18 protein-coding genes and 1 other RNA gene are annotated in these 22,163 nt (G+C 44.2%); 6 read left to right on the top strand and 13 right to left on the bottom strand.

Going from position 1 to position 22,163, the window contains the following annotated elements:
- The first annotated feature begins 7 nt into the window (after window positions 1-7).
- A complete protein-coding gene (gene bamE, locus KHN79_RS03160; RefSeq protein ID WP_182010403.1) occupies window positions 8-367 on the top strand; it encodes an outer membrane protein assembly factor BamE in 360 nt (119 codons plus the stop codon).
- 147 nt (window positions 368-514) lie between these two features.
- On the opposite strand, the gene KHN79_RS03155 is transcribed toward bamE, so the two are convergent.
- A complete protein-coding gene (locus KHN79_RS03155; protein WP_182010402.1) occupies window positions 515-868 on the bottom strand; it encodes an RnfH family protein in 354 nt (117 codons plus the stop codon).
- A complete protein-coding gene (locus tag KHN79_RS03150; protein WP_182010401.1) occupies window positions 858-1,301 on the bottom strand; it encodes an SRPBCC family protein in 444 nt (147 codons plus the stop codon). The genes KHN79_RS03155 and KHN79_RS03150 overlap by 11 nt, the downstream gene beginning before the upstream one ends.
- 118 nt (window positions 1,302-1,419) lie before the next feature.
- On the opposite strand from KHN79_RS03150, the gene smpB reads away from it, so the two are divergent.
- Both smpB and ssrA read left to right on the top strand, forming a co-directional pair.
- On the top strand, window positions 1,420-1,905 hold the full coding sequence (gene smpB / locus KHN79_RS03145) for an SsrA-binding protein SmpB (protein ID WP_182010400.1): 486 nt from the start codon (window positions 1,420-1,422) through the stop codon (window positions 1,903-1,905).
- Window positions 1,906-1,972: 67 nt separating this feature from the next.
- Window positions 1,973-2,340, top strand: a transfer-messenger RNA (tmRNA) gene (ssrA, locus tag KHN79_RS03140).
- 320 nt (window positions 2,341-2,660) lie between these two features.
- Here ssrA and KHN79_RS03135 read toward each other — a convergent pair.
- From KHN79_RS03135 to KHN79_RS03100, 8 genes are all read right to left on the bottom strand, one after another.
- Window positions 2,661-3,740 carry an ABC transporter ATP-binding protein gene (locus KHN79_RS03135; protein WP_182010399.1) on the bottom strand — a complete coding sequence of 360 codons (1,080 nt, stop codon included), beginning with the start codon at window positions 3,738-3,740 and terminating at the stop codon, window positions 2,661-2,663.
- 16 nt (window positions 3,741-3,756) lie between these two features.
- Complete coding sequence (locus KHN79_RS03130; RefSeq protein WP_182010398.1) at window positions 3,757-5,505, bottom strand: iron ABC transporter permease; 1,749 nt, start codon at window positions 5,503-5,505, stop codon at window positions 3,757-3,759.
- An 87-nt stretch (window positions 5,506-5,592) separates the two neighbouring features.
- Window positions 5,593-6,933, bottom strand: a complete 1,341-nt coding sequence (locus KHN79_RS03125) for an extracellular solute-binding protein (protein WP_182010397.1) — start codon at window positions 6,931-6,933, stop codon at window positions 5,593-5,595.
- A gap of 178 nt (window positions 6,934-7,111) precedes the next feature.
- The gene (locus KHN79_RS03120) at window positions 7,112-8,464 is read right to left on the bottom strand and encodes a sigma-54 dependent transcriptional regulator (protein WP_182010396.1); all 1,353 of its coding nucleotides are present in this window, start codon (window positions 8,462-8,464) and stop codon (window positions 7,112-7,114) included.
- On the bottom strand, window positions 8,407-10,440 hold the full coding sequence (locus KHN79_RS03115; RefSeq protein ID WP_182010395.1) for an ATP-binding protein: 2,034 nt from the start codon (window positions 10,438-10,440) through the stop codon (window positions 8,407-8,409). The genes KHN79_RS03120 and KHN79_RS03115 overlap by 58 nt, the downstream gene beginning before the upstream one ends.
- Window positions 10,440-11,639 carry an extracellular solute-binding protein gene (locus KHN79_RS03110; RefSeq protein WP_182010394.1) on the bottom strand — a complete coding sequence of 400 codons (1,200 nt, stop codon included), beginning with the start codon at window positions 11,637-11,639 and terminating at the stop codon, window positions 10,440-10,442. Before KHN79_RS03110 ends, KHN79_RS03115 begins: the two co-directional genes overlap by 1 nt.
- A 297-nt stretch (window positions 11,640-11,936) precedes the next feature.
- Window positions 11,937-12,590, bottom strand: a complete 654-nt coding sequence (locus tag KHN79_RS03105; RefSeq protein ID WP_182010393.1) for a response regulator transcription factor — start codon at window positions 12,588-12,590, stop codon at window positions 11,937-11,939.
- Complete coding sequence (locus tag KHN79_RS03100) at window positions 12,580-13,260, bottom strand: sensor histidine kinase (RefSeq protein ID WP_182010392.1); 681 nt, start codon at window positions 13,258-13,260, stop codon at window positions 12,580-12,582. The genes KHN79_RS03105 and KHN79_RS03100 overlap by 11 nt, the downstream gene beginning before the upstream one ends.
- A 657-nt stretch (window positions 13,261-13,917) precedes the next feature.
- Here KHN79_RS03100 and KHN79_RS03095 point away from each other — a divergent pair.
- The 3 genes from KHN79_RS03095 to KHN79_RS03085 all read left to right on the top strand — a co-directional run bounded on the left by KHN79_RS03095 (window position 13,918) and on the right by KHN79_RS03085 (window position 18,939).
- Window positions 13,918-14,538, top strand: a complete 621-nt coding sequence (locus KHN79_RS03095; RefSeq protein ID WP_182010391.1) for a hypothetical protein — start codon at window positions 13,918-13,920, stop codon at window positions 14,536-14,538.
- Window positions 14,538-16,991: a hypothetical protein gene (locus tag KHN79_RS03090; RefSeq protein ID WP_182010390.1), complete on the top strand. Its 2,454-nt coding sequence runs from the start codon at window positions 14,538-14,540 to the stop codon at window positions 16,989-16,991. Before KHN79_RS03095 ends, KHN79_RS03090 begins: the two co-directional genes overlap by 1 nt.
- A 121-nt stretch (window positions 16,992-17,112) precedes the next feature.
- Window positions 17,113-18,939, top strand: a complete 1,827-nt coding sequence (locus tag KHN79_RS03085; protein WP_182010389.1) for a S8 family serine peptidase — start codon at window positions 17,113-17,115, stop codon at window positions 18,937-18,939.
- Window positions 18,940-19,068: 129 nt separating this feature from the next.
- Here the strand turns inward: KHN79_RS03085 and KHN79_RS03080 are convergent, their stop codons facing one another.
- The 3 genes from KHN79_RS03080 to KHN79_RS03070 are packed head-to-tail and all read right to left on the bottom strand — an operon-like array spanning window position 19,069 to window position 22,155.
- Entirely contained in the window at window positions 19,069-20,271 is a 1,203-nt protein-coding gene (locus KHN79_RS03080; RefSeq protein WP_182010388.1) for an EAL domain-containing response regulator, read from the bottom strand.
- Between the two features lie 10 nt (window positions 20,272-20,281).
- Complete coding sequence (locus KHN79_RS03075; protein ID WP_182010387.1) at window positions 20,282-21,346, bottom strand: chemotaxis response regulator protein-glutamate methylesterase; 1,065 nt, start codon at window positions 21,344-21,346, stop codon at window positions 20,282-20,284.
- Window positions 21,343-22,155, bottom strand: a complete 813-nt coding sequence (locus KHN79_RS03070) for a protein-glutamate O-methyltransferase CheR (RefSeq protein ID WP_182010386.1) — start codon at window positions 22,153-22,155, stop codon at window positions 21,343-21,345. The genes KHN79_RS03075 and KHN79_RS03070 overlap by 4 nt, the downstream gene beginning before the upstream one ends.
- Window positions 22,156-22,163: the final 8 nt, after the last annotated feature.

Below are 22,163 nucleotides of genomic sequence, written 5' to 3'. Positions count from 1 at the left end.
AATTAATATGCAATTAAAGAAGTGGTTAGTTGCCGTACCATTAGCAATGACATTGCTGACAGGATGTTCGGTATTAGAAAAATTGGTTTATCGCATTGATATCAACCAAGGCAACTATGTAGAACAAAGTGCGGTAGATAAATTAAAGTTTGGGATGACTAAAGCACAGGTTCGCTTCGTACTTGGATCGCCAATGCTTATCGAAAACGGTTATCCTGACACATGGTATTACATATACCATCACACCCCTGGACACGGTGACTCAGTCCAGAAAGACCTTGTTGTTAACTTCAATGACCAGGGTACACTTGCTGAAATCAGTGGTGACTTCCCGAAAAGCGATGAGTTTTACGAGCAGATTCAGTAAACAACCTTTATTGTGCAAGTATTCTTAAAGCCTCCTTCTTAGGAGGTTTTTATTATCACTACATAGACCTTTTTCCATTTCCCGTCCTTTCCAAGAACGGAAAACCTCCCGACGGGAGGTTTATAATAGTCATTAGCTAAAAAAGAATCAGTCACTCTTACGTAAAGCGCTAGGCTTCCCACCCGTAACCGGATCTGCGTTGCCTGCAGCTTTCGCTTGTTCTGCACGTTTTCGGCGAATCTCTTTAGGATCAGCAAGTAATGGACGATAAATCTCGATCCTGTCTCTGTCACGAACTGTCGCATCTAACTTTACATTACGGCTGAATACACCGACTTTGTTCTTAGATAAATCAATTTCCGGATACAGCTCCAGCACACCAGATTTACGGATAATTTCTTCTACGGTCTCGTGCTTGTTCACAACTAAATTAAATACACGCTGTTCATGTGGTAAGGCGTAAACAACCTCAACATGAATCATGTCTGATTCAATACTCATAACACTCGTATACCTGTTTCGCGCGTTTAGTAAATGCATTAACCATATTGCTCGTCAGCTCATTAAAGATTTTACCAAAAGCCATTTCGATCATTTTACTTGAGAACTCAAACTCAAGTTTAAGCTCAACTTTACATGCCTGCTCATCCAACGCGGTAAAAAACCAGCCGCCTCGCAACGTCTTAAAAGGGCCGTCAACCAGGTTCATCATGATTGACTCACCGGGAATAAGTTCATTGGATGTGGTAAAAGTCTTACTGATACCGGCTTTCGCCACATCGACAGAAGCCACCATGCCATAACTCGAAGTGTCAATTATTCTCGAACCAGAACAACCAGGCAGAAACTCTGGGTACTTAGCAACATCATTGACCAGATCAAACATCTGCTCAGCACTAAATGACACTAATGCGGAACGGCTGATTTGCTTCATACTTACTCCTATCGATACCTATCCATATAAAAAGCGAGAAGCAATTTTACTTTTATTCCGCGATTGCGCAAATAAAAGGATTTCCTAACCGATATCCAAGCCGTATAATGAGCCCACTATGGCAAAGAAAAAATCAAAGCAAAAAGCGGGTAGTAACACTATCGCGCTGAACAAAAAAGCTCGCCACGAATATTTCATCGAAGATGAAATCGAAGCTGGCATGGAGCTCCAAGGTTGGGAAGTGAAAGCCCTTCGCCAAGGTAAAGCCAATATTTCTGAAAGTTACGTATTCATGCGTGACGGTGAAGCCTTTGTGAGTGGCATGACAATCACTCCTTTGAATCAGGCATCGACACACGTAGTGGCGAACCCTACCCGTGTGCGTAAATTACTTATGAGTCGTCGTGAGCTCGATAACCTGCTTGGACGTGTGAACCGAGAAGGTATGACGTTGACGGCACTTTCTCTGTACTGGTCTCGCTCTTGGGTGAAACTAAAAGTCGGCGTAGCAAAAGGTAAAAAGCTGCACGATAAGCGTACGGATCTAAAAGAAAAAGATTGGGCAAGAGAAAAAGCACGTGTAATGAAGAGCGCGCTGCGTTAATCTTGACCACTTAAACGCATAGTGCTGGACAGTTAAAGCTTTTCTGTTACTATGCGAACAATACCTTGGGGCTGATTTAGGATTCGACGGGAATTCAGAAGTCTGAGGTGCATGCCGAGGTGCGGTAGGCCTCGTTAACAAACCGCAAAAAAATAGTCGCAAACGACGAAAACTACGCACTAGCAGCTTAATACCCTGCTCAGAGCTCTCTCGCCCTAGCTTCCGCACGTAAGACGGGGAATAACGAGAGATCAAACCCAAACGCGCTAGCCCGGATTCTCCCGCCTGAGAGATGAAAGGCGAATTATAATTCAGGATAGTCATTCATTAGCGTGTCGGTTCGCAGGTGGGTGGTGAATTTAAAGATCGACTAAGCATGTAGTACCAATGATGAAAGGTTTTCGGACGCGGGTTCAACTCCCGCCAGCTCCACCAAATACGCGTATGTAGACGTCTTCGGACGTTTCAGGAACCCCGCTAGAGCATTGCTTTAGCGGGGTTTCTTGCATTTAAAGCCTGAACGTAACCTTGAGCGATTTTTTTCGCTTTATTTTCACAAAGAGTATTCTAGCTCTTACTGTTCAAACACTTATCGACAGTAATCCAATCCGGTAACTACTTTGTAAAATCGAGCAATTCCATAGTTAATGACCAGATTTACATCTCAAAACTAAACATATGCAAAGGGCGATGACTCCTGATCTGCTTATCTCTGGATTGACCTGATTATTATAACCGTGTGAATAACTCTGCTATTAGTCTGATAAAGCAACGATTTCTTCAGCTTTCAGCGCTAGGTTAATAACAGATCCGTTCGCATAATGTTGCGCGCCCCGTAAATGAGAGTCATCAACCATCAGCGTTGTCCCACTAACATCAACTCCGTAGCGAACTAAATGGCCTAAAAATTCACGGTGTATCACCTTACCTTCTAGCTGAATGCTACCCTCTTCTGAACTCCCATGACTAATTTCTAAGCTCTGTGGTCGGAAGATCAGTGATACCTCTTTCTGCTCTTTTGCATCATAAGAGAAGCGAATCCCCTTATCCGAAACAAAATGAGTACCATCAACGCTCTTCTCTACTCGACCATTCAACACATTCGCGGTACCAAGAAAGTCTGCAACAAACTTATTGGCTGGATTGTCGTAAAGCTCCATAGGTTCGCCCACTTGCTGAATAACGCCCTGATCCAATACCGCAATACGATCCGATATCGTATTCGCCTCTTCCTGATCATGGGTGACAAAAATGGTGGTAAGTCCGAGTTGTCTTTGAAGTTCCAACAAATCTCTACGCATCTGCTCTCTCAAGTTTGCATCCAGGTTAGATAATGGTTCGTCAAGCAGAAGTACACGTGGTTCGACAACCACAGTACGTGCAATAGCAACACGTTGCTGCTGACCACCCGACAACTGTGACGGTCGTCGGTCTGCAAGGTGATACAAACCAACCAGATTAAGCGCATCATCGACACGACGTTTAATCTCCGGTTTAGATACCTTGCGTTCCTCCAGACCGTAAGCCACATTCTGTCTCACCGTCATATGCGGCCACAGTGCATAACTCTGGAACACCATACCTACGTTACGCTTCCACGGCGGCTGTGAGATAACATTTTCGTCACCAAGCAAGATCTTACCCTGTGGTGTCGGGCCAAAGCCCGCAATCGCTCGCAACAATGTAGACTTACCAGAACCAGAAGGGCCCAAAAATGCAAAGAACTCACCGGGTTTAATGTCGAGATTCACACCTTTCAGCACTTCTGTATCACCAAAAGAAAGGGTTAAGTTCTCAATCGAGATTCCCACTTGTTCTGTGTTTCCTAAACTCATTTTAAAAATCCTTCTGTTAATGACTTTTCACACCGTGCGCCTGACGCGTACGTTCAACAATTGTGTGGGATATATAGGTTGCGAGTCCGACGATAAGTACAGCGATAACCCCCAATGCCGCGCCCGGCCCTCGTCCGGCTGCACTTTGCATGAACAAGTACAAACCATAAGCGAGTGGCGCATCAGACTCTTGCGAAACCAGCATAATGGTTGCCGACAGCTCTACCGCTGCTGTTGCAAACGCGGTGACAAAGCCTGCAAGAATACCGGCAGCCATCAGTGGTACGACAATTTTTCGGATGGTGGTTGAGCGAGTAGCGCCTAAGTTCTCCGACGCTTCTTCAAGTGATGGACTCACTTGCTGCAATGCAGCCACACAAGAGCGCAATGCATACGGCAAACGTCTTACCGCCAGTGCAATAACAATGATTCCCCACCACGTCGCCATTGAAGAGCCGACAAACGGTAGATCAACATCGTAGAACGTTCGTAGATAACCGATACCGAGAACAACCCCAGGAACCGCAAGCGCTGCCATAGCGCCAAAGTCAAGCCACTTACGCCCTGCAATCTTGGTTCGCCATACTAAGTACGCAATCGCGGTACCAAGGACGACGTCGACGATCCCTGCCAGTCCTGCATAGAGCAATGTATTGGTGATAAAATCCGACGCTTGAGTAATAGCCGTTGAGTAGTGCTCTAGGGTGTAAGCATCCGGCAGAGGACTAAATGACCATATAGTACCGAATGATAACAATAGCAACGCGAAGTGTGGCGCTAACACAAGCAGTAAAATTAGTGCAATCACGGCGTAGCAGCCGAGCAATTCCAATGGACGTAGCGAGCGCTTAGATAAACCACCACCGCCTTTTTGCGTCGTCGAATAGTCTTTGCCTTTCAGAGCTAGGAAAGAGACCCAAAGCGCAAACACAGAAAATGCCACCAAAATAACCGATATCACGTAGCCCATTGGGTCAGAGATGCCTACAGACGAGATCCGTAAGTATGCTTGCGGTGCAAGCATGTTATTCACGTTAAGCAATAGCGGTGTACCCAAGTCATCGAAGACTTTGACAAACACCAACGATGCGCCTGCAACATAACCTGGCATCGCTAAAGGCAGTACAATTTTACGGAATAACTTAATCCCTGATGAGCCCAGAGACTGCGCCGACTCTTCCATCGAGCGATCAATGTTCTGCAATGCCGCCGATAGATTAATCAAGATAAACGGGAAGTAGTGGACACTCTGAACAAAGATAACTCCGTTCAACCCTTCCATTATCGGAATAGTAAAACCAAAATACTCGTAGAGTAACAGGTTCATTGTGCCGTTTTCACCAAACAGCAATTGCATCGCAACCGCTCCGATAAACGGTGGCATGATCAATGGCACAATACCCAACGTTTGGATCAGAACTGTACCTTTGAACTCAAAACGACTGGTAAAATATGCCAGCGGCATGGCAATGATAGAAGCAACAATCACCGACATGAACGCAACGTAAAAGGAATTGAAGAAAGACTCTTGGAATAAACTAGAACTAAAGAAGTCCTGAAAATTCACTAGCGATAAACTGCCCTCACTGTCTTGAAAGGCAACAAAAATCACCTTCATGACAGGGATGAACAAGAATACCAAAATGAATAACCCGATAATCACAGCACTGAGGTACAAGCCCCAGTCTTCCCGGATTTTCTTTAGCCAACCGCTATTTTCTTTGCTTGCGGTTTTACTCGATTGAGGTAGAGAAACACTACTCATTGGAATTCTCCGTTTAAAAGGTCAAAAAGTCCCCTAGAGCGCCGATCATCACGGCGCTCTGTCGCTAATAAAGGGGAAAGAGGAGGATTACAAAATTTCGAGTGCTTTCTCTGCTAGCTCAGTCGCTTGCTTGTAGTTCGCAACAACTTTGTTATCCCAATCTTGTTCGACTTCTGCTTGACGAGCACCAACCGTGTCGGTCTTTTTCTTGCGCTTCTTAGTAAAGATGGCTGCGAATTCCGGATTGCTCGCTTGCTCAGCCGTAATTGGCATTTCATTGATCAGAGCTTTTGCCTTATTCACCAAATCAAGCGCTTCTGTATTGCTTGTCTGCTTGGCTTTTTGCTCCGCCTCTGCAATAACATCAGTCGCTTCTCGTAGCTCGTCGAGACGGTAAGTGATCATGACATCGAACAGACTGTTGACTACGTTATAACGCGACTTCGATAGCTCAAGATCGAAATCAACAGTACCTAGCTTTTGCCCTGTAAACGGGTTCGGGAAGCCTTCTGGCGTGCTTGCGTAAACAGCAGGGTTTACAGGCAGACGCTGGATCTTTTTATCCAGTAGCAGCTCTTGCCCCTGTTCAGATAAAAGAAAGTCGATAAACGCGCCAGCCGCTTCATTATTTGGAGCGTTCTTAATTTTGCCTACGTTTGCAGGCACCAGTGCAGTAACTGTTGGGTAATGGAAGTCAACAGGGAAGCCTGTTGCTTTTGAAGATAAGCCGAAGAAGTCAATTACAATACCTAAACCGAATGACCCACTGTTGACGCCATCTGGCACACCAAAGCTACGCTCAGTTACGGTTTTAAAGTTGCCGGAAATAGACTTCAACGTCGCCCAACCTTCTTGCCAACCTTTACCCTGTAAGATCGCTTCGACGGTTAAGTGGGTAGTACCCGAGCGTGATGGTGCCGACATACCGATGTGTTTGTGGTAAATCGGATTTTCCAGATCTTCCCACTCTTTTGGTATCGGCAACTTCTTCGCTTTCATATAGCGCTCATTCCACATGATACCGTAGCCGGACAGTGCAAAGCCTTTATAATAACCATCAGGATCATTGATTGGGAAAGTGCCGACTTTGTCAGGGATACCAGTAACTGATGAGTTATATTTAGCCAGTAGCTGATTATCTTTCAGAACTTCAAACGCATCAGGGGCAGACGCCCAGAAAATATCCGCTTGGTTTTTTGAAGCAGTTTCTTGTAGGTATTTGATCCCTGCGGTGGTCTTTTTCGATAGGATTTCTACTTTGACTTCAGGGTATTTCTTCTCAAACGCCGCTTTATAAACGTCTGTCACGTCAGTTGGAAAAGAGGTGACGACAACCAAACTGTTATCCGACATTGCAAACGCCGCGCTAGGGCCTAACGCAAAACTGACAGCCAAAGTCAGTGAAAGTAGTTTGTTTCCTTGTTTCATTATTGCACTCCGTTTCGTTGTAGAGGTATAGAGATCAAACTCTTATCTAGACAATTCAAACGGCATGCCAATGTTGCAAAAATGTTAAAAGCAATTAATTCATAGGCTTAAACTTAAGACGCAACATTCGTTAGGTCAAAGCAAGACTAATCCAACATTTTAGTAGGTCAAAAGTGACCTACTCATAATATTCATCTTCTTTCGCATATTCCTCACGTTTTAACCCATACTTTTTCATTCTCAGGTATAGGTTTTTTCTCGGGATATCCAAATGTTCGGCTGTATCACCAATATGCCCTGAATATCGTGCGAGGGCATTATGCAATACCTGTAATTCAAACTGCGCCAACTGATGAGCGAGGCTAGTACATTCTGGTTTGGTACTGACATTAATAAAGTCAGAGATTCCCAGTGTGACCCGATCGGCTTCATTCATTAACTCTCTCACGTTACCCGGCCAATTGTGAGTCATTAACTGATGAAAATGAATCGGGGAAAGTGGCAATGCTTTTTTACCTAATCGAAGTTCTGACTCATGAATAAAATGGCTGAGCAGCAAAGGAATGTCATCTTTCCTTTCTCTTAGTGGTGGGATATCTAAACTAGCGACATTCAATCGATAGTACAGATCCTGACGAAAGCCGCCTTTTTGCGACAGTGCCAATAAGTCTTCTTTCGATGCAGACAACACTTTTAAGTCCACTTTAACCAGTTGGTTACTACCGACACGTTCCAGCTCTCCTTCTTGAATCACCCGCAGCAAACGGATCTGCGCTGAAAGCGGCATGCTCTCAATTTCATCAAGAAACAGTGTTCCGCCCGACGCATATTCAATTTTACCAATGCGCTTTTTGACCGCACCGGTAAAGCTGCCTTGCTCATGGCCAAACAACTCCGATTCAATTAGGTTTTCAGGCATCGCACCACAGTTAATCGCTACAAATGGTTTATCTTTTCGTTCAGACTGAGCATGTAAGGTACGAGCAATCTTCTCCTTACCTGTTCCGGTTTCACCATTAATCACAATGTTAACGTCTGCGTTAGCCAGAGTAATCAGACGCTGCTTGAGCTTAATCATCGGCTCAGACTGACCAAGTAACACTTCATCGAGTGAAATTTGTCGGTTCGAGCTCTGTTTTAAGCGGCGATTTTCTAATGTCAGTTGGCGGTGTTGACTCGCTTTCTTCACCAGCCCGAGTAAATGCTCTGGCCTTAATGGCTTTTCAACAAAGTCGAATGCTCCCAATTTGATGCACTGCAGTGCCGTTTCAATATCGGCATGACCTGAAATCAGAATCACCGGGATGTCTTCATCCACTTGGCGAATGTGCTCAAGAAACGTGATCCCGTCCATGTTCGGCATACGAATATCCGAAACAATCGTCGTGTCGCAGCCATAATTGATGCATGGAAGAGCCTTATCTGCTGACGGGAAAGCATTGACATTAAATCCATTCAATTCAAGGATTTCACTTAAGCTTTCTCTAAGTTCTTTATCGTCTTCAACGAGAATGATGGATGCTTGAGACATAGCGTCACCTCCGTTCCTTGGTTAACTTGCGACGTAACGTGGATACTTCCACCAAAGTCCTGAATGATGTTGTGAGTGATAGACATGCCGAGTCCTAGCCCTTTCCCCACATCCTTTGTGGTAAAAAATGGTTCAAATATATCTTTTAGCTGAAACTTCTCTATGCCACAGCCATTATCAACCACCTTGATCTTGACCTCATCTCCTCTCAGAGAAGCAGAGATAGTAATCTTAGGTGCAACTTCGCCTTCGGTCTGATCGAGTGCTTCAATACTGTTACTGAGTAAATTTACTATCACTTGCTCTAGGCGCACTTCGTTAGCCATCACTTGCAGTGAATCATCGATATCCAATTCAACCCAAGAAGAGGGGATCTTCTCAGTAAATAGCTCCAAAGCGTTTTCAATGACAGGCCTTAGAGCAACACTTTGGTTATCATCATCCGTTTTGCGCGCAAAAGATTTTAAGTGCTGACAAAGTTTCGTGGCACGATCAGTGATGTTGTTAATTTTAGTTAGCTTGTCTCCAGCCTTAATTACATCATTGCTTGTCAGGTATTGCTCGGCTAAGTAACTATTAGAACGAATGGCGGCCAAAGGCTGACTGAACTCATGCACGATCCCCGTAGTTAGCTGACCAAGCACCGCCAATTTTCCTGCTTGTATCAGCTCATCCTGAGTGTCTTTCAGCGTCTGCTCTGCTCGTTTGCGCTGCTGAATTTCCACCACCAGTTGTTGGTTCGTTTCTTCTAGCGTTTTGGTATAACGACGAAGCTCCTGCGACTGATAGTTGAATAAATTGGTAGCATCTGCGAGAGACGACACTTCGTCTTTACCAGAAACATGTATCATGCTCTGCGGCTCGCCTGCTGCCAGATACCGCATACTACGCAAGACATAAGCTAAGCGAAGCAAAAGATGATATTTAAGATACCAAGCCATTGAGATAGAAATTGTCAAAATTCCGAGTAAAGCGAGCGCCAATTGTGCTCGGCTTTGAGCTAAAGTTTCGGTTAACTCAGCGGTTGTTCTGCGATTCGCGCTCTCTGCATCAACAATGGCTTGGTCAATATTGCCCTTGATGTGTTGGATAAGCTGGCGGTTGTCTTCGAGTAGCGCCTGGTTTTGCTCATTGAGTACCAGTACACGCAGACTACGATCCAGAGTATTCTCCGAGCCACTAATGTGTTCTTCAAGCCCCTTTGCCATTTGCCGCAACGTAATCGTACTCGGGTTACTCTTTAACACCGAAATTTGCACCTCAATGGCGTGCATGTTCTCATCAATTATACTTTGTGCCGCTAACACATCATTGCGCGAACTAAGCAGCGGAACACGTTGCAGCAAATCAAAAACCAAATTCACATCTGACTCAAACTTGAGTAACTGAGCCTGAATATTGGCTTCGGTAGCAAGCCTATCGAGCTCATTATCGCTCAATGTCTGACTACCTTTAAAGCCCAACACTAATTGCGATAAGTTGTATTGGCTTTCAGAAGTAAGCGGCGCGACTTCATCAACAAAATCAACTTGTAGCCAATAGAGTTGTTGCCTGAGCTTATCCTGACGTTCTCGTAGTCTGAGCTTTTCTTGGCTATTAGCGAAAAGATTCGCAATATTGGTCTCTAGAGACTCTACCAATACCAATAATTCACTGCGCTGATTGTCGGTTAAACCAGATCGAGATAACTCGCTGAGAATCGGTAAACTTTTCTTTAAGCTAGTATGCGCTCGAGTCAACGCCACAACCGAATCTGCCGAAGCCAATTTTGATGCATCAGTCGTGATCATGCCGCCAATATGCGCAATTTTTGCAGCAGAGGTCAAAACAGGTAAGTGCTCATGCACTGTGACTTCTACGCTATCCGCCACCTGATAAAAAGTGAAAAAGTTCATCAGCACGGCCCCACCAGCAATGCTTCCGGACAAAGCAAACAGAAGGAAGATCTTGGTTGCAATACTATGTCGTTTTTTCATCACGGTTCTTCCCTAGCGACATCTAGGTTCAAACGTTCTAAGTTTTCAATGGCAAGGTGCAAACTCTGAGTAAGTTCCTTTTGCCATTGAGTGGTAATTCTTTGATAAAAATTACTGTAACGATTGTTGGGGCTCAGCTCTTGGTTTAGGGTTGGGTCTCTCGCTACGGATTCATCAATGGGAATCTGTGTCACTTCTTGATAAATATCTTGTAACTCTTTACGTTGAGCTTGAGTCAGTTCGAGATTGTTTAAGTCGTGCCAGACATGCCAAAACATCTGCAGCAATGCTAAACGTTCTGTCACAAAAGCATCAAAAAGTCGATTGACTACATGGTATCGCTCAGCCGACAGCTGTTCATTGAAAGCATTCTGTAAGCGGGTATTGTCCTTACTCTGCGCCTGCTTCAGCGACAAGCGATTCAGCGATGGTGAAGACAACAGCTGTTGTCCGCTTTCTCCAAGTAAGAAGTTGATGAATTCTTGCGCGAGTTTAGTCTGTTGAGAAAACTGACTCAGCGCGACTTGTGCAGGAACAAGGGGCGCATTGGGCAAAGCGCTATACCCCACATTCTCGCCTTCATCTCTGGCGTTTTTATAAAAGAAGTCCACTACGGGGGCAACGGCAAAGCGTTGTTTGATGATTCCTTGTCGAACACCAAAGCTGCGCGCAGTGATCGTAGCCAGGTTTCCGCTTAACTGCGCAATCATTTCCCAGCCTCTTTGCCAGCCATACTCTTGCAGTATTAGCTCTATCACAATGTGGTTGGTGCCAGAACGTGAAGGAGCGCTAAGTGCGACTTTACCTTCAAACTCAGGTAAAAGCAGTGTTTTCCAGCCTTCAGGCCGCGGTAAATGATAGGATGCCAGCACATTCTCATGCCAAAAAAATCCAAACTCAGACCATGCGAACGTTACCGGTTTTTGGATATATCCCATCCGCTGTAAGAGTGCCATCGCATCTGATGATGACACCCAGACTAAATCCGGCTCAGGTTGCCTCTTCTGCATTAAATGCGCAATCAGTGCTGGTGTTTTCTTATTGATAAAACGGAGGTCATTATTGGGGTTTTCATGTTTAAACTGCTGGTAAACGTGCGAATAAAATTGCTCAGGAAAAGAAGTAATGATGACAACTTCAGCTATAGATGAAAATGGAGCAACAATTAGCCATAGGTAAATTAATTGTTTAACCAACATCTTCCATCTCCTTACTCTGCATCTTAAAATTAACAAAAAAGCAACAAAATTAAAACACTTATCCATCCATTGTGGAAGAGGGCTAGATGAGAAACCGAAGCATAAACCTCAGTGTACTGCTGGTTATACCGGGGGGAAGTAAAAGAAAGGGCGATAACTCTTAGAGTTACCGCCCTTTTTTTACTTTTTAATTATCGTTTTTGTGCCAACTGAACTAAAGGGAGACCGATATATCCTTCACCGATAATTGGCAGTGTCGACATCAGTAACACCCTTTCGTCGTTTATTTTTGAATTATTAAGTCGTTGTCACCAATAGTTTATTCTCTATGGCAAATCTAACGAGGTTAGGAATATCAGATATATTCAGTTTTTTCATAATGTTAGAGCGATGCGTCTCAACCGTTTTGATGCTAATGCAAGTGTCGTCTGCAATTTTATTTGTTGAGTAACCCTCAACAATCAATTGGAGAATCTGTCTTTGCCTGCTGGTGAGTAAATCCAGAGGTGCGGCACCTTCTGTTTTAGCCAGTAACTCATTGAGCATGAGCTTATCGATTTTTTGGCTAATATAATTACCCCCGCTCATAATCGAAGCAATCGCCAACTCTAGCTCCTCAACGGCGGATTCTTTGAGCAGGTAACCTTGCGCACCATTTTTTAGACATCTTGCAATATACTCAATATTTTTGTGCATTGATAACATCAGGATATTAACAGGGATTTTATGTTTTCGAATAATACCAACTAGCTCTATTCCATTGATCCCTTGAATCGACACATCCAGAATAAGCAAATCTGGTTTGAGTTTTTTCAGGTTAGGGATCAAATTTAACCCAGTACTGCTCTCAGCAATTACTTCAACACTTGGTTGTGTTTTTAAAATACTGCAAATACCCGCTCTGACTATGTCATGATCATCAACAATAAATACTTTGCTCTTATATATCATATTTTAATTCAGCCAAAATTCTTGTTCCCGTATTCACCTGTGATTCGACGCTGAATTTTCCATTATGACACATCGCTCTCTCCTCCATACCTAGTAAACCTAGGTGCAGATTAGTATTCACTTTGCTTTGTATCGTAGAAATTTCAAACCCTGTGCCGTCATCAGTAATATCAACAGTGATGGTATCTTTGTTAAATTCCAGATTAACGAAGATAGTACTCGCATTGGCATGGCGGATGGCGTTGTTTACGGCTTCCTGAATTATTCTGAATAAGTCAATTTTCAATTGTTGACTCACATCAGGGAAGTTCCCCTTCGATGTAAAGCCTATTTTATTTTTTAATGGCGATGACATTTTTTCGAGAAGTCGTTTTATTGCATCAATAAAGCACAGTTCACTGATAATACCAGGCCTGAGTTCGGCTGATTTATGACGAACCCTCTCGATAACATCTTCAATTAAATCAATGGAGTTATCTACTTCACAGCTATTACTACAATTCTCTTTTTTATGCAGCTGTAAGTTAATTTGTATAGCAGTTAATATCTGCCCTAGATCATCATGTAACTCCCTGGATATACTTGCTCTTTCTTCTTCCTTACTGTTTTGTAGTTTCTGATTAAGAAACCGTATCCATTTATACGGATCTTCATAATTTGCACAATCCATGTGGCTCTTCCCCGATTTGTAGAACCATTGCTATAGCAACACCCCACTCGCAACACAAAACTAGTACACAAGTACACTTACAAAATGTAAAGGTAATAGTCATGACACATTATTCCTTTAATGTGTTCATTCATATTTGAATAACACCATTGCTTTTTTATATCAACTTAAATAAATAGCATTGACTCTGATAAAAACTCAGACAGATACTCTAAATATCAACCAACTTTCGACTTACCATTTCAAATCAAAGAGTACTTTCAGAAAATAAAACCACCAGCCAATAAAATACAATCAATTTTCGGAATTTTATAACAACTCACCCTAATTGCTTTCTGGAATTAAGGTCAACTCTGGGGTGAACGGTAATATTTAGCTAAGCTCCTTCTATTAAAAAGCCATTTATCCGGAATAAAACTCCCCCATATGTAATCCATAAATAAAAACAATTAGATACAGACTACAGGTCTATATGTAGCCCGAAATTGCCCCTTGTTCACTCCCATATATAATCACTGTGTAAAGATTTTTACGCTGGAAATACATTTTTTAAAAATCAGGGATTCCCTGATGTCGGAATTAAGAGCCATTAGTTATTGTGATTTGATGGTAGAGGATCTACCTGAACAAATTGCTAAAAATAGTCAAGGATAACTAATGAAACTCAGTTCAAAGATGGCTGTGTTACTGTCAGCTTTTACGCTGCTGGCACCTGTCGCACAGGCAGCCCAACTCCAATCGCAAAACCTAAAACAACTCATTGCTGATTCTGAAAGCATTATTTCAGGCCAGGTTCAAAGCGTCACCGACGGTATTTCCGAGCAAGGCCTTCCATACACGGAAGTCACCATTAAAGTCGGCGAAACCGCTTTGGGGAATCATGCTGAAGGTTCTGAATATACATTTCGTCAGTTTGGCTTACTTAAACCTCGTACTCTGCCAAGTGGCAACCAGATGCTAGCGTTAACGCCAGAAGGTTTTCCCCGCTGGCATCAGGAAGAAGTCGTTGTAGTGTTCATGCATAAAGCAGCGTCACTGACTGGCCTGCGTTCAACTGCGGGTCTGGCTAACGGCAAGTTCGTTATCCAGGGTGGCAAAGTAGTCAATGAGTTCAATAACCAAGGCATTTTCGACAACTTGGAGTTTGCAGAAGGTACGCTTACGCAGTCAGAACAGACAATGGTGGACACTCATGGCGCATACAACGCACCGGCTTTCATGAGTCTGTTGGGTAAAGCAGTCTCAGAGCAATGGATCAGCAATGGGAAGATGAAATAATGAAACATAATACATTAACAATTGCGATTGCCGCTCTACTCTCTGCCAACGCAGTTCAAGCAGGCGGACCACTCTATACGACTGAAGATGGTAACCCTACCCCATTCGTTTGGGACACGTCTAATGGTTCAATTCCAGTCTATGTCGATGGTGGCGAAGCATTTACTTATGACTACGATGACTCAATATTTTTACCAATTGAGCGAGCTCAGCAAATTACCCAACTTGCTTTCAGCCAGTGGAATAATGTTAAGACTTCAACCTTTGAAGCTAATGTAGCCGGTACAATTGAGGAACAGACAGGGATTGCTGACGTAGACGGCTCTAATGCGCTGCAATTTTATACTCAGCAGAATGGCTACGGCTTCTGGATGCTTTACGATACCGATGGCAGCATCCTAGAAAATGTCTTTGGTGTATCTAAACAATCCGTATTAGGCATCGCCTTCCCGGAAATTGCAGACGGTAACAACGTGATTATCGAAGCAACTGCCGTTATCAACGGCTGGAACGTATACGCAAATGACAATGCAGGTTTGCAGATCGCGGGCGTGTTTGCGCATGAAATCGGGCACGCGATCAACATGTCCCACTCTCAGACTAATGGCCACATTGCTTATAAAAGTAATCCCTCTACACCAATCTTTCCCGGTGTGAAAGGATGTGACGTAGAAGCGGTACATGCACATGATACAGGCAACTGGTATTCAGGTGAGATTAACCGCGCAGACCCAGAAATTATTGAAACAATGTACCCATTTATCGGTCACCACGGCGCTGGTGCGGTCGCACAAAGCACAGTTAACGTAACAGATGACCGTGTCGCTATTTCTAACCTGTATCCAACACAATCTTACCTGAATCAGTTTGGGTCGATAGAAGGCACGCTTCGTTTAAAAGACGGTTCAACCGAATACAGCGGTGTAAACATCATTGCACGTAATATCGATGATCCTCTGTTTGATGCTGTATCAGCACAATCCGGTAACCTGACTCAAGGCAAAGTAGGGCCTGATGGCTACTTCAAAATTAATGGCCTGACTCCGGGTGCAAGCTACGTGCTTTACACCGAAGAAATCAACAGTGGCGCATATCCGACGGCGACTTCAGAAATCCTTTCTGTCCAGGAATACTGGAATGACAACGAAAGCAGTGACCCTGCCTCTGATGACCCGTGTGAAGCAACTCCAATTGTTGCGCAAGCAGGTCAAACCAAACAGGCTGATTTAGTGTTCAACGGCTATCAGGACGGTATCAATTTCAAACAAGTTGTCTTCGCTCATCTGAGTGACCTGGCAAAAAATGGTAAGTCTTCGATAGGAATGGCAGGTAGCAGACCTTTTGTTTGGGATGAAAAGAAAGGCTTTAAGATTCTTCCGGACTATATACATACTGGCTCGGCTCAAATGAGCGCCAATGGTACTAAGCTTCTGGTCAACTCGGATCATGATCGAAATGGCGTAAACGCACCTGCAATTTGGACCGAAGCAAACGGTGTAATGCCTCTAGGCGACCTAACGGGTAACACCTGTGGTGGTTCTAGCGAACAAGGTAAATCGTCGGCAACAGGCTGGGATATTGATGCTTCTGGTAACACTGTCGTTGGTACAGCCTATAAAGATGCAGATGAAAACGGCACTTGCACTACTTACTTTACAGGTGACGTAGTTCCATTCATCTGGACATCAAAAGAAGGTATGCGTGAACTCGATACCAGTAGTGTGGATTGGTCAAATACCGCCTGGGCTCGTGCACATGCAGTTTCAGGAAACGGCGAAGTTGTAATGGGTGCACTTGGTGGCTACAAAGCAGTCGCTTGGGTAAACGAAGGCGAAATGATTAACCTTTATGACGTCGCTGGTGCGATGGGCGCGTACGCATCTTCTTATGACGGCAAGCAAGTCGCATTACAAACCAGAAACGGTAACGTTCTGCTGTGGGATCACACTCAAGAAGGCGAGGCTGCATTTACTGATATTGGCGGCCTGGAATGGTGTAACGATGTACCACTGGTCATGCTAGGAAGTAACTTCTGTGAGACACGAGGAGTTGACTGGGTTCATGCAGCGATAGGTAAGTACACTGGTTTAATGCCTGCTGACATGAGCGACAACGGTGATGTAATTATCGGCCGCGCAGGTGACATACGTACTGGCTTTGTGGGCGCTATCTATATCAAAGACCTAGGCTGGATGAAACTAGATGAGTTCTACAAGAAACAAGGTGTTCTAGAGGCACAAAACGCCTACATGGATAACCCTATGTCTCTGTCTGGCGCCGGATCGAAGATGACAGGTGGCGTTGCAGGTTACTCGGTCGCTTTCCACGTAGATATGTCTCACGTATACGTTTGTGAAAACGGCGCTTCGGTTAAGACCGGCTTCCCAAATGGATTAGTTAATAAGGTGAAATCTGGCGCGGAATTTGGCCGCTGTGAACACCTGACGGATTAACTTCCAGCGAAGCAAAAAGGTGGCTGCCAAATCGATAGCCACCTTTTCAAAAGATACACTCCAAACCACTTTTATTGAATATCCAGCGGATCACTGGATACTACTCTCTTTAGGGATGATTATGAAAATTTTAAATAAATCGCTGATTGCGATGGGCATTTGCTTATCGTTTGGTGCACATGCAGCAGATGACCGTTACATCATTCAGGTAGACAGCGCAAACAAAGGCGTAGTTAAAAACCTAGCCAAAAAGCTAGGTGCAGATATCAACATTGAAGGGCAAGAGTTCTTTGCGGCAACCTTCACAGGCAAGGACTTAGCAACCGTAAAAGGACTGCTAAACAACCCACATATCCAACTTATCGAAGAAGACGCAAAGCGTAAACTGCTTAGCTATAGTGACGATATTGGTGACGCGCGTGAGAAACAGTTAACCCCTTACGCAGTCTATCAATCACAAGCGGATCAACTGAATTTACAACCAAACGACTTTATCAAAGTATGTGTTATTGACTCAGGTTTAGACCGTTCAAATAGTGACTTTGATTGGACAAATATTACCGGTGATAACGACTCTGGCACAGGCAACTGGGATGAAAACGGCGGTCCACACGGAACGCACGTCGCAGGTACCATTGGAGCAGCAGACAATGGCTATGGCATTATTGGTATGGCTCCGGGCGTACCAATGCATATCGTTAAAGTCTTTAACGCTGACGGCTGGGGTTATTCTTCAGACCTCGCATACGCAGCAGAAAAATGTACTGATGCTGGGGCAAACATCATCAATATGAGTCTGGGTGGTGGCGCTCCGACAACAGCAGAAGAAAATGCGTTCAAAGCCTTTACCAACAATGGCGGCTTAGTTCTCGCAGCAGCCGGCAACGATGGTAATGATGTCCTTAGCTACCCAGCTGGTTACCAATCGGTAATGATGGTTGGTGCGAACGACAATAATGATCAAATTGCAGCGTTCTCTCAGTTCCCGGAATGTACCATCGTATACAGCGGTAAAAAAGGCAAAAACAACCAAGAAATCATTGATTCAACTTGTGTTGAAGTAACCGCAGGCGGTGTTAATACTTTATCAACTTACCCAGCGGATATGGCATCAACTTCCGTAGTAACGGTTGGTGAGCAAGTTATCGCATCATCAGGCATGACCTACTCAAGCCAGGGCTATGCATCCGGTGCTGTTCATTACATGGGATTGGGCGATGCTGTCGATACACAAGCCAACGGAAAAATCTGTCTCATCGATCGCGGTGTCATATCCTTTGATGAAAAAGTGATGAACTGTGAGGGTTCTGGTGGTCTGGGTGCCGTCATTGTAAACAACGTTGATGGCATGTTGAATGGCACCTTGGGCGAGACAACGACATCATCCATTCCCGCTGTTGGGGTAGCGTTAAGTGATCGCAATCTACTTCAATCAGCCAGCAACGTAGCAATTGAGATTGACAGCTCTGATTACGGCTTAATGAGCGGTACATCAATGGCGACACCAGGCGTAGCGGGTATGGCGGCTCTGCTTTGGTCAAATCACCAAACTTGTACAGGTACCCAAATCCGTGATGCATTGAAACAAACCGCGTTTGATGCTGGTGCTACAGGCCGGGACAACTACTTCGGCTACGGAATTGTTAAAATTGCCGATGCGCACGAGTATTTGCTGGCCAATGGCTGTGATGAACAGACTGCAGGATTCATTGAACTGGCTACCTCAACATCAACGGGTAAAAAAGGGTACAACGTCAACTTGGAATGGGTTAACGCCACTGCGCGTAAAGTCGATGTTTACCGTAACGGTACGATCATTTCTACTACCAGTAATGATGGTTCTTACACTGACACGTTAGCGAGCAATGCTTACGGTATGTACTCTTACCAAGTATGTGATCAATCAAGCGGTAACTGTTCAAGCATCTCTAGCGTGACATTCGACTAAAAATCATATCGGGCGTCCTCCTGGACACTGCGTTTACACAAAAGACCACCTTAACGTGGTCTTTTTTATTCAATATCTGTTTTTAACTTTAAAATAGAGTTCTAGATAGTTGGGGGGTACGCGGGCTATTTAGAAGTTATTGCTATACCATTGATTAAAGTCTGGTTCAGACAATGGTCTCGAGACAAAAAAGCCCTGACACACATGACAGCCTTTACGTTGCAGATAATCCCAGTCAGTTTTCTTTTCAATCCCTTCGGCCACGACAGATAAGCCTAGTTTGTTACACATCAACAAAGTGCTGTCGAAAATAATCTGTAGTTGTCGGCTACGTGTAATACCGTCAATTAAACTGCGGTCGATCTTCAGTTCATCAAACGGAATATTTGATAACTGTTTAACCGAAGAGTATCCGGTGCCGTAATCATCAATCGATAACTTACACCCAAACAGCTTTAATCGAGCCAATACCGCAAGTGCTCTGCCTAAGTTCTTAACAACGGCGGTCTCCGTGACTTCAAAAGTTAAGCTCTGTGCACTCGTGCCACTCTTTCTGATCAGTGTCATCACTCGCTGGCAGAAATCTTCATTTTCAAACGAAACCGCCGAGATATTGATTGAGATATTAATATTCATGCCTTTCGCGCACCAGCGGCTATGCTGCACTATCGCCTGATGGATAACCTCATAGCTCAGTTCATCCACCAAGTTATTATGCTCCATCACCGAAATAAACCGGTTTGGATAGATAATTGTGCCGTCTTCACTGCGCAGACGAACTAAAGCTTCAACACCAGATAAGACCAGATGCTGCATGTCGATCTTTGGCTGATAGTGCAGAACAAGCCTGTTATTACTGATTGCATCTTGAGCTTCCTCAACGCTAATCAGTTTTTCTCTTTTTCGTTTAACTGCAAGCGATATCTCTTTGTTCTTTTGCATACGATGCAAACGGAAAATTGCCTTTAAGCGTTTTTCTGGAATCGGCTTTTGCATGGTGCCAAGCACCTGCAAGCCTTCATCTTGAGCCATTACTTTCGCCGCCGTGATCAACGACTTTTCGTGGCCACTAACAATGATCAGACCCGAACGGCTTTTTTGCGTACCCAAAATTTGGATCAGCTCAATACCATCTAAACCCGGCATTTCCAAATCGCAGATCAAAATATCGAATCCTTTCTCATGCTCTGCGATAAGTTCCAGTGCTCGACGCCCGTCTTCAGCAGTCGTGATCTTGCAAGCGCCTATATCACGACATTTTTGCGCCATATACTCACGTTGACTTGCACTATCATCAACAATCAGAACAGTCACGTCAGTGTAGTTAATCATTATTCATTCTCTAATTTTCGTTGTGCTGAAAAATGGCATCCGCGACATCATCAAGGCTGATCGTATATTTTACGCCACCCTTTTTTATCGCCTCCCTGGGCATACCAAAGACCACACACGAATCTTCGTTTTGAGCATAGGTGGTACATCCGGAATCGAACATGGATTTCATTCCTTTCGCTCCGTCACTACCCATACCCGTTAAAATAAAGCCGGCTGCATTTACATCGCAGCATTTGGCTACAGAGTTGAACAGCACATCTACCGAAGGGCAGTGGCGGTTCACCGCAGGTCCTGGTTTAACCTTCACAACATAGGAATCATCGCGTTTGACCAAAGACATATGCTTGCCCCCCGGAGCAATCAAAGCGAGACCTTGTCTTACGCGATCACCATTCGTTGCTTCTTTCACTTCTATCTGACATCGACTATTAAGCCTGTCAGCAAAAGCAGCAGTAAATTTCTCTGGCATGTGCTGCACGATCACCATACCCGGACAGTCGGGCGTTAAGCCGGAAAGAATGCTTTCCAACGCACCGGTACCGCCCGTCGAACAGCCGATAGCTACCACTTTGTTAGCGGTTTTTTCACACCTTTCAGCTTGTGACAGCGTGCTGACTTTCAGCGGTAGTTTTACTTTTTTTCGGCGATAGACACTTTTAATTTTCGAACTGGCGGCTACTCTCACCGACTCTGCAATCTGGTGCTGACTAGTTTCTAAAAATCCTTTCAAGCCAATTTTTGGCTTAGTAACATAAGAAACCGCACCGGCTGCTAACGCTTCCAGGGTGGTTTCTGCACCTTTTGACGAAAAGGAAGAGCAAATAACCACTGGCGTAGGTCGCGAAGCCATGATTTTTTTCAGAAAGCTAATGCCATCCATGCGTGGCATTTCTACGTCTAAAATGAAAACATCTGGCCAGTTACCGCGCATTTTCTCTATTGCAAACAGCGGGTCAGATGCTACTCCACTCACTTCTATATCCGGCGTTTCAGAAAAAATATCCTGAAGAAGCTGTCTTACCACCGCAGAATCATCAACGATGAACACTTTTATTTTTTTCGATGCTTTCATGGCCTGAACTGGTAACACCCAGCTTGTATATGCACTAATCGCTCATCAAAGCCATGAATATTTTCCGAGTGCCCTACTATTAACCATCCACCAGAGCGCATTTGCTCAATGACGTTTTTGACAACTTTTTTCCGGTCGGACAACTGAAAATAAATCAGCACATTACGCAATAAAATAAGATCAAATTTCTCTTTGTTATGGATTGGTTTATTAAGCAAGTTGTGATGTTTAAAACTCACTCGCTGTTTCAACTCATCTTTAATTTTGAATAGCCCTTCACTATCACCGACACCTTTCAGACAGTACTGTTTTAGATAACGATCTGAGATGTTGTTTTTCGGTGTCAACTCATAAGAAGCCCACTTTGCTAGCCTAAGCATCTCGGTATTAATATCGGTACCTAAAATATGCCAGTTGCTTTCAGGTAGCAGCTCACCGAACAACATCGCAATTGAATACACTTCTTCACCGCTGGACGAGGCCGCACTCCATACGTTAACGCTTGTTAATTCGGCAAACTCCGGAACCAGATGGTTAGCGATAAACTCAAAATGTTTAGGTTCCCGGAAAAAGTAAGTCTCATTGGTCGTTAACAGATTCAGTGCAATCTGCTGCTCTTCACAATCATTGGTCACCCGCTGGGCATACTCCTCAAAACTAATCAGTTTGAGTTCAGACATACGCTTATGTAAACGATGGCTGACCAATGAATTACGTTTTTCATCCAGGTAAATACCACTCTTAATCAATAACCAAGAGCGAATTTGCTTACATTCAACATCGTTAAACAACACTTCGTTCGAGTTCATAGCATCAA

It is taken from the genome of Vibrio sp. B1FLJ16, from assembly GCF_905175385.1.
Taxonomy (GTDB): domain Bacteria; phylum Pseudomonadota; class Gammaproteobacteria; order Enterobacterales; family Vibrionaceae; genus Vibrio.
The sequence above is the reverse complement of the archived record's forward strand: the minus strand, read 5'-3'. Positions and strand labels throughout refer to the sequence as shown.

Bases quoted from the DNA above. Each gene is read 5' to 3' on its own strand.
- KHN79_RS03070 (WP_182010386.1), bottom strand. From the start codon at position 22,155: ATGAACTCGAACGAAGTGTTGTTTAACGATGTTGAATGTAAGCAAATT.
- KHN79_RS03095 (WP_182010391.1), top strand. From the start codon at position 13,918: ATGAAACTCAGTTCAAAGATGGCTGTGTTACTGTCAGCTTTTACGCTG.
- KHN79_RS03130 (WP_182010398.1), bottom strand. From the start codon at position 5,505: ATGAGTAGTGTTTCTCTACCTCAATCGAGTAAAACCGCAAGCAAAGAA.
- KHN79_RS03120 (WP_182010396.1), bottom strand. From the start codon at position 8,464: ATGTCTCAAGCATCCATCATTCTCGTTGAAGACGATAAAGAACTTAGA.
- KHN79_RS03150 (WP_182010401.1), bottom strand. From the start codon at position 1,301: ATGAAGCAAATCAGCCGTTCCGCATTAGTGTCATTTAGTGCTGAGCAG.
- KHN79_RS03135 (WP_182010399.1), bottom strand. From the start codon at position 3,740: ATGAGTTTAGGAAACACAGAACAAGTGGGAATCTCGATTGAGAACTTA.
- KHN79_RS03085 (WP_182010389.1), top strand. From the start codon at position 17,113: ATGAAAATTTTAAATAAATCGCTGATTGCGATGGGCATTTGCTTATCG.
- bamE (WP_182010403.1), top strand. From the start codon at position 8: ATGCAATTAAAGAAGTGGTTAGTTGCCGTACCATTAGCAATGACATTG.
- KHN79_RS03115 (WP_182010395.1), bottom strand. From the start codon at position 10,440: ATGAAAAAACGACATAGTATTGCAACCAAGATCTTCCTTCTGTTTGCT.
- KHN79_RS03155 (WP_182010402.1), bottom strand. From the start codon at position 868: ATGAGTATTGAATCAGACATGATTCATGTTGAGGTTGTTTACGCCTTA.
- KHN79_RS03100 (WP_182010392.1), bottom strand. From the start codon at position 13,260: ATGGATTGTGCAAATTATGAAGATCCGTATAAATGGATACGGTTTCTT.
- KHN79_RS03075 (WP_182010387.1), bottom strand. From the start codon at position 21,346: ATGAAAGCATCGAAAAAAATAAAAGTGTTCATCGTTGATGATTCTGCG.
- KHN79_RS03105 (WP_182010393.1), bottom strand. From the start codon at position 12,590: ATGATATATAAGAGCAAAGTATTTATTGTTGATGATCATGACATAGTC.
- KHN79_RS03090 (WP_182010390.1), top strand. From the start codon at position 14,538: ATGAAACATAATACATTAACAATTGCGATTGCCGCTCTACTCTCTGCC.
- KHN79_RS03080 (WP_182010388.1), bottom strand. From the start codon at position 20,271: ATGATTAACTACACTGACGTGACTGTTCTGATTGTTGATGATAGTGCA.
- smpB (WP_182010400.1), top strand. From the start codon at position 1,420: ATGGCAAAGAAAAAATCAAAGCAAAAAGCGGGTAGTAACACTATCGCG.
- KHN79_RS03125 (WP_182010397.1), bottom strand. From the start codon at position 6,933: ATGAAACAAGGAAACAAACTACTTTCACTGACTTTGGCTGTCAGTTTT.
- KHN79_RS03110 (WP_182010394.1), bottom strand. From the start codon at position 11,639: ATGTTGGTTAAACAATTAATTTACCTATGGCTAATTGTTGCTCCATTT.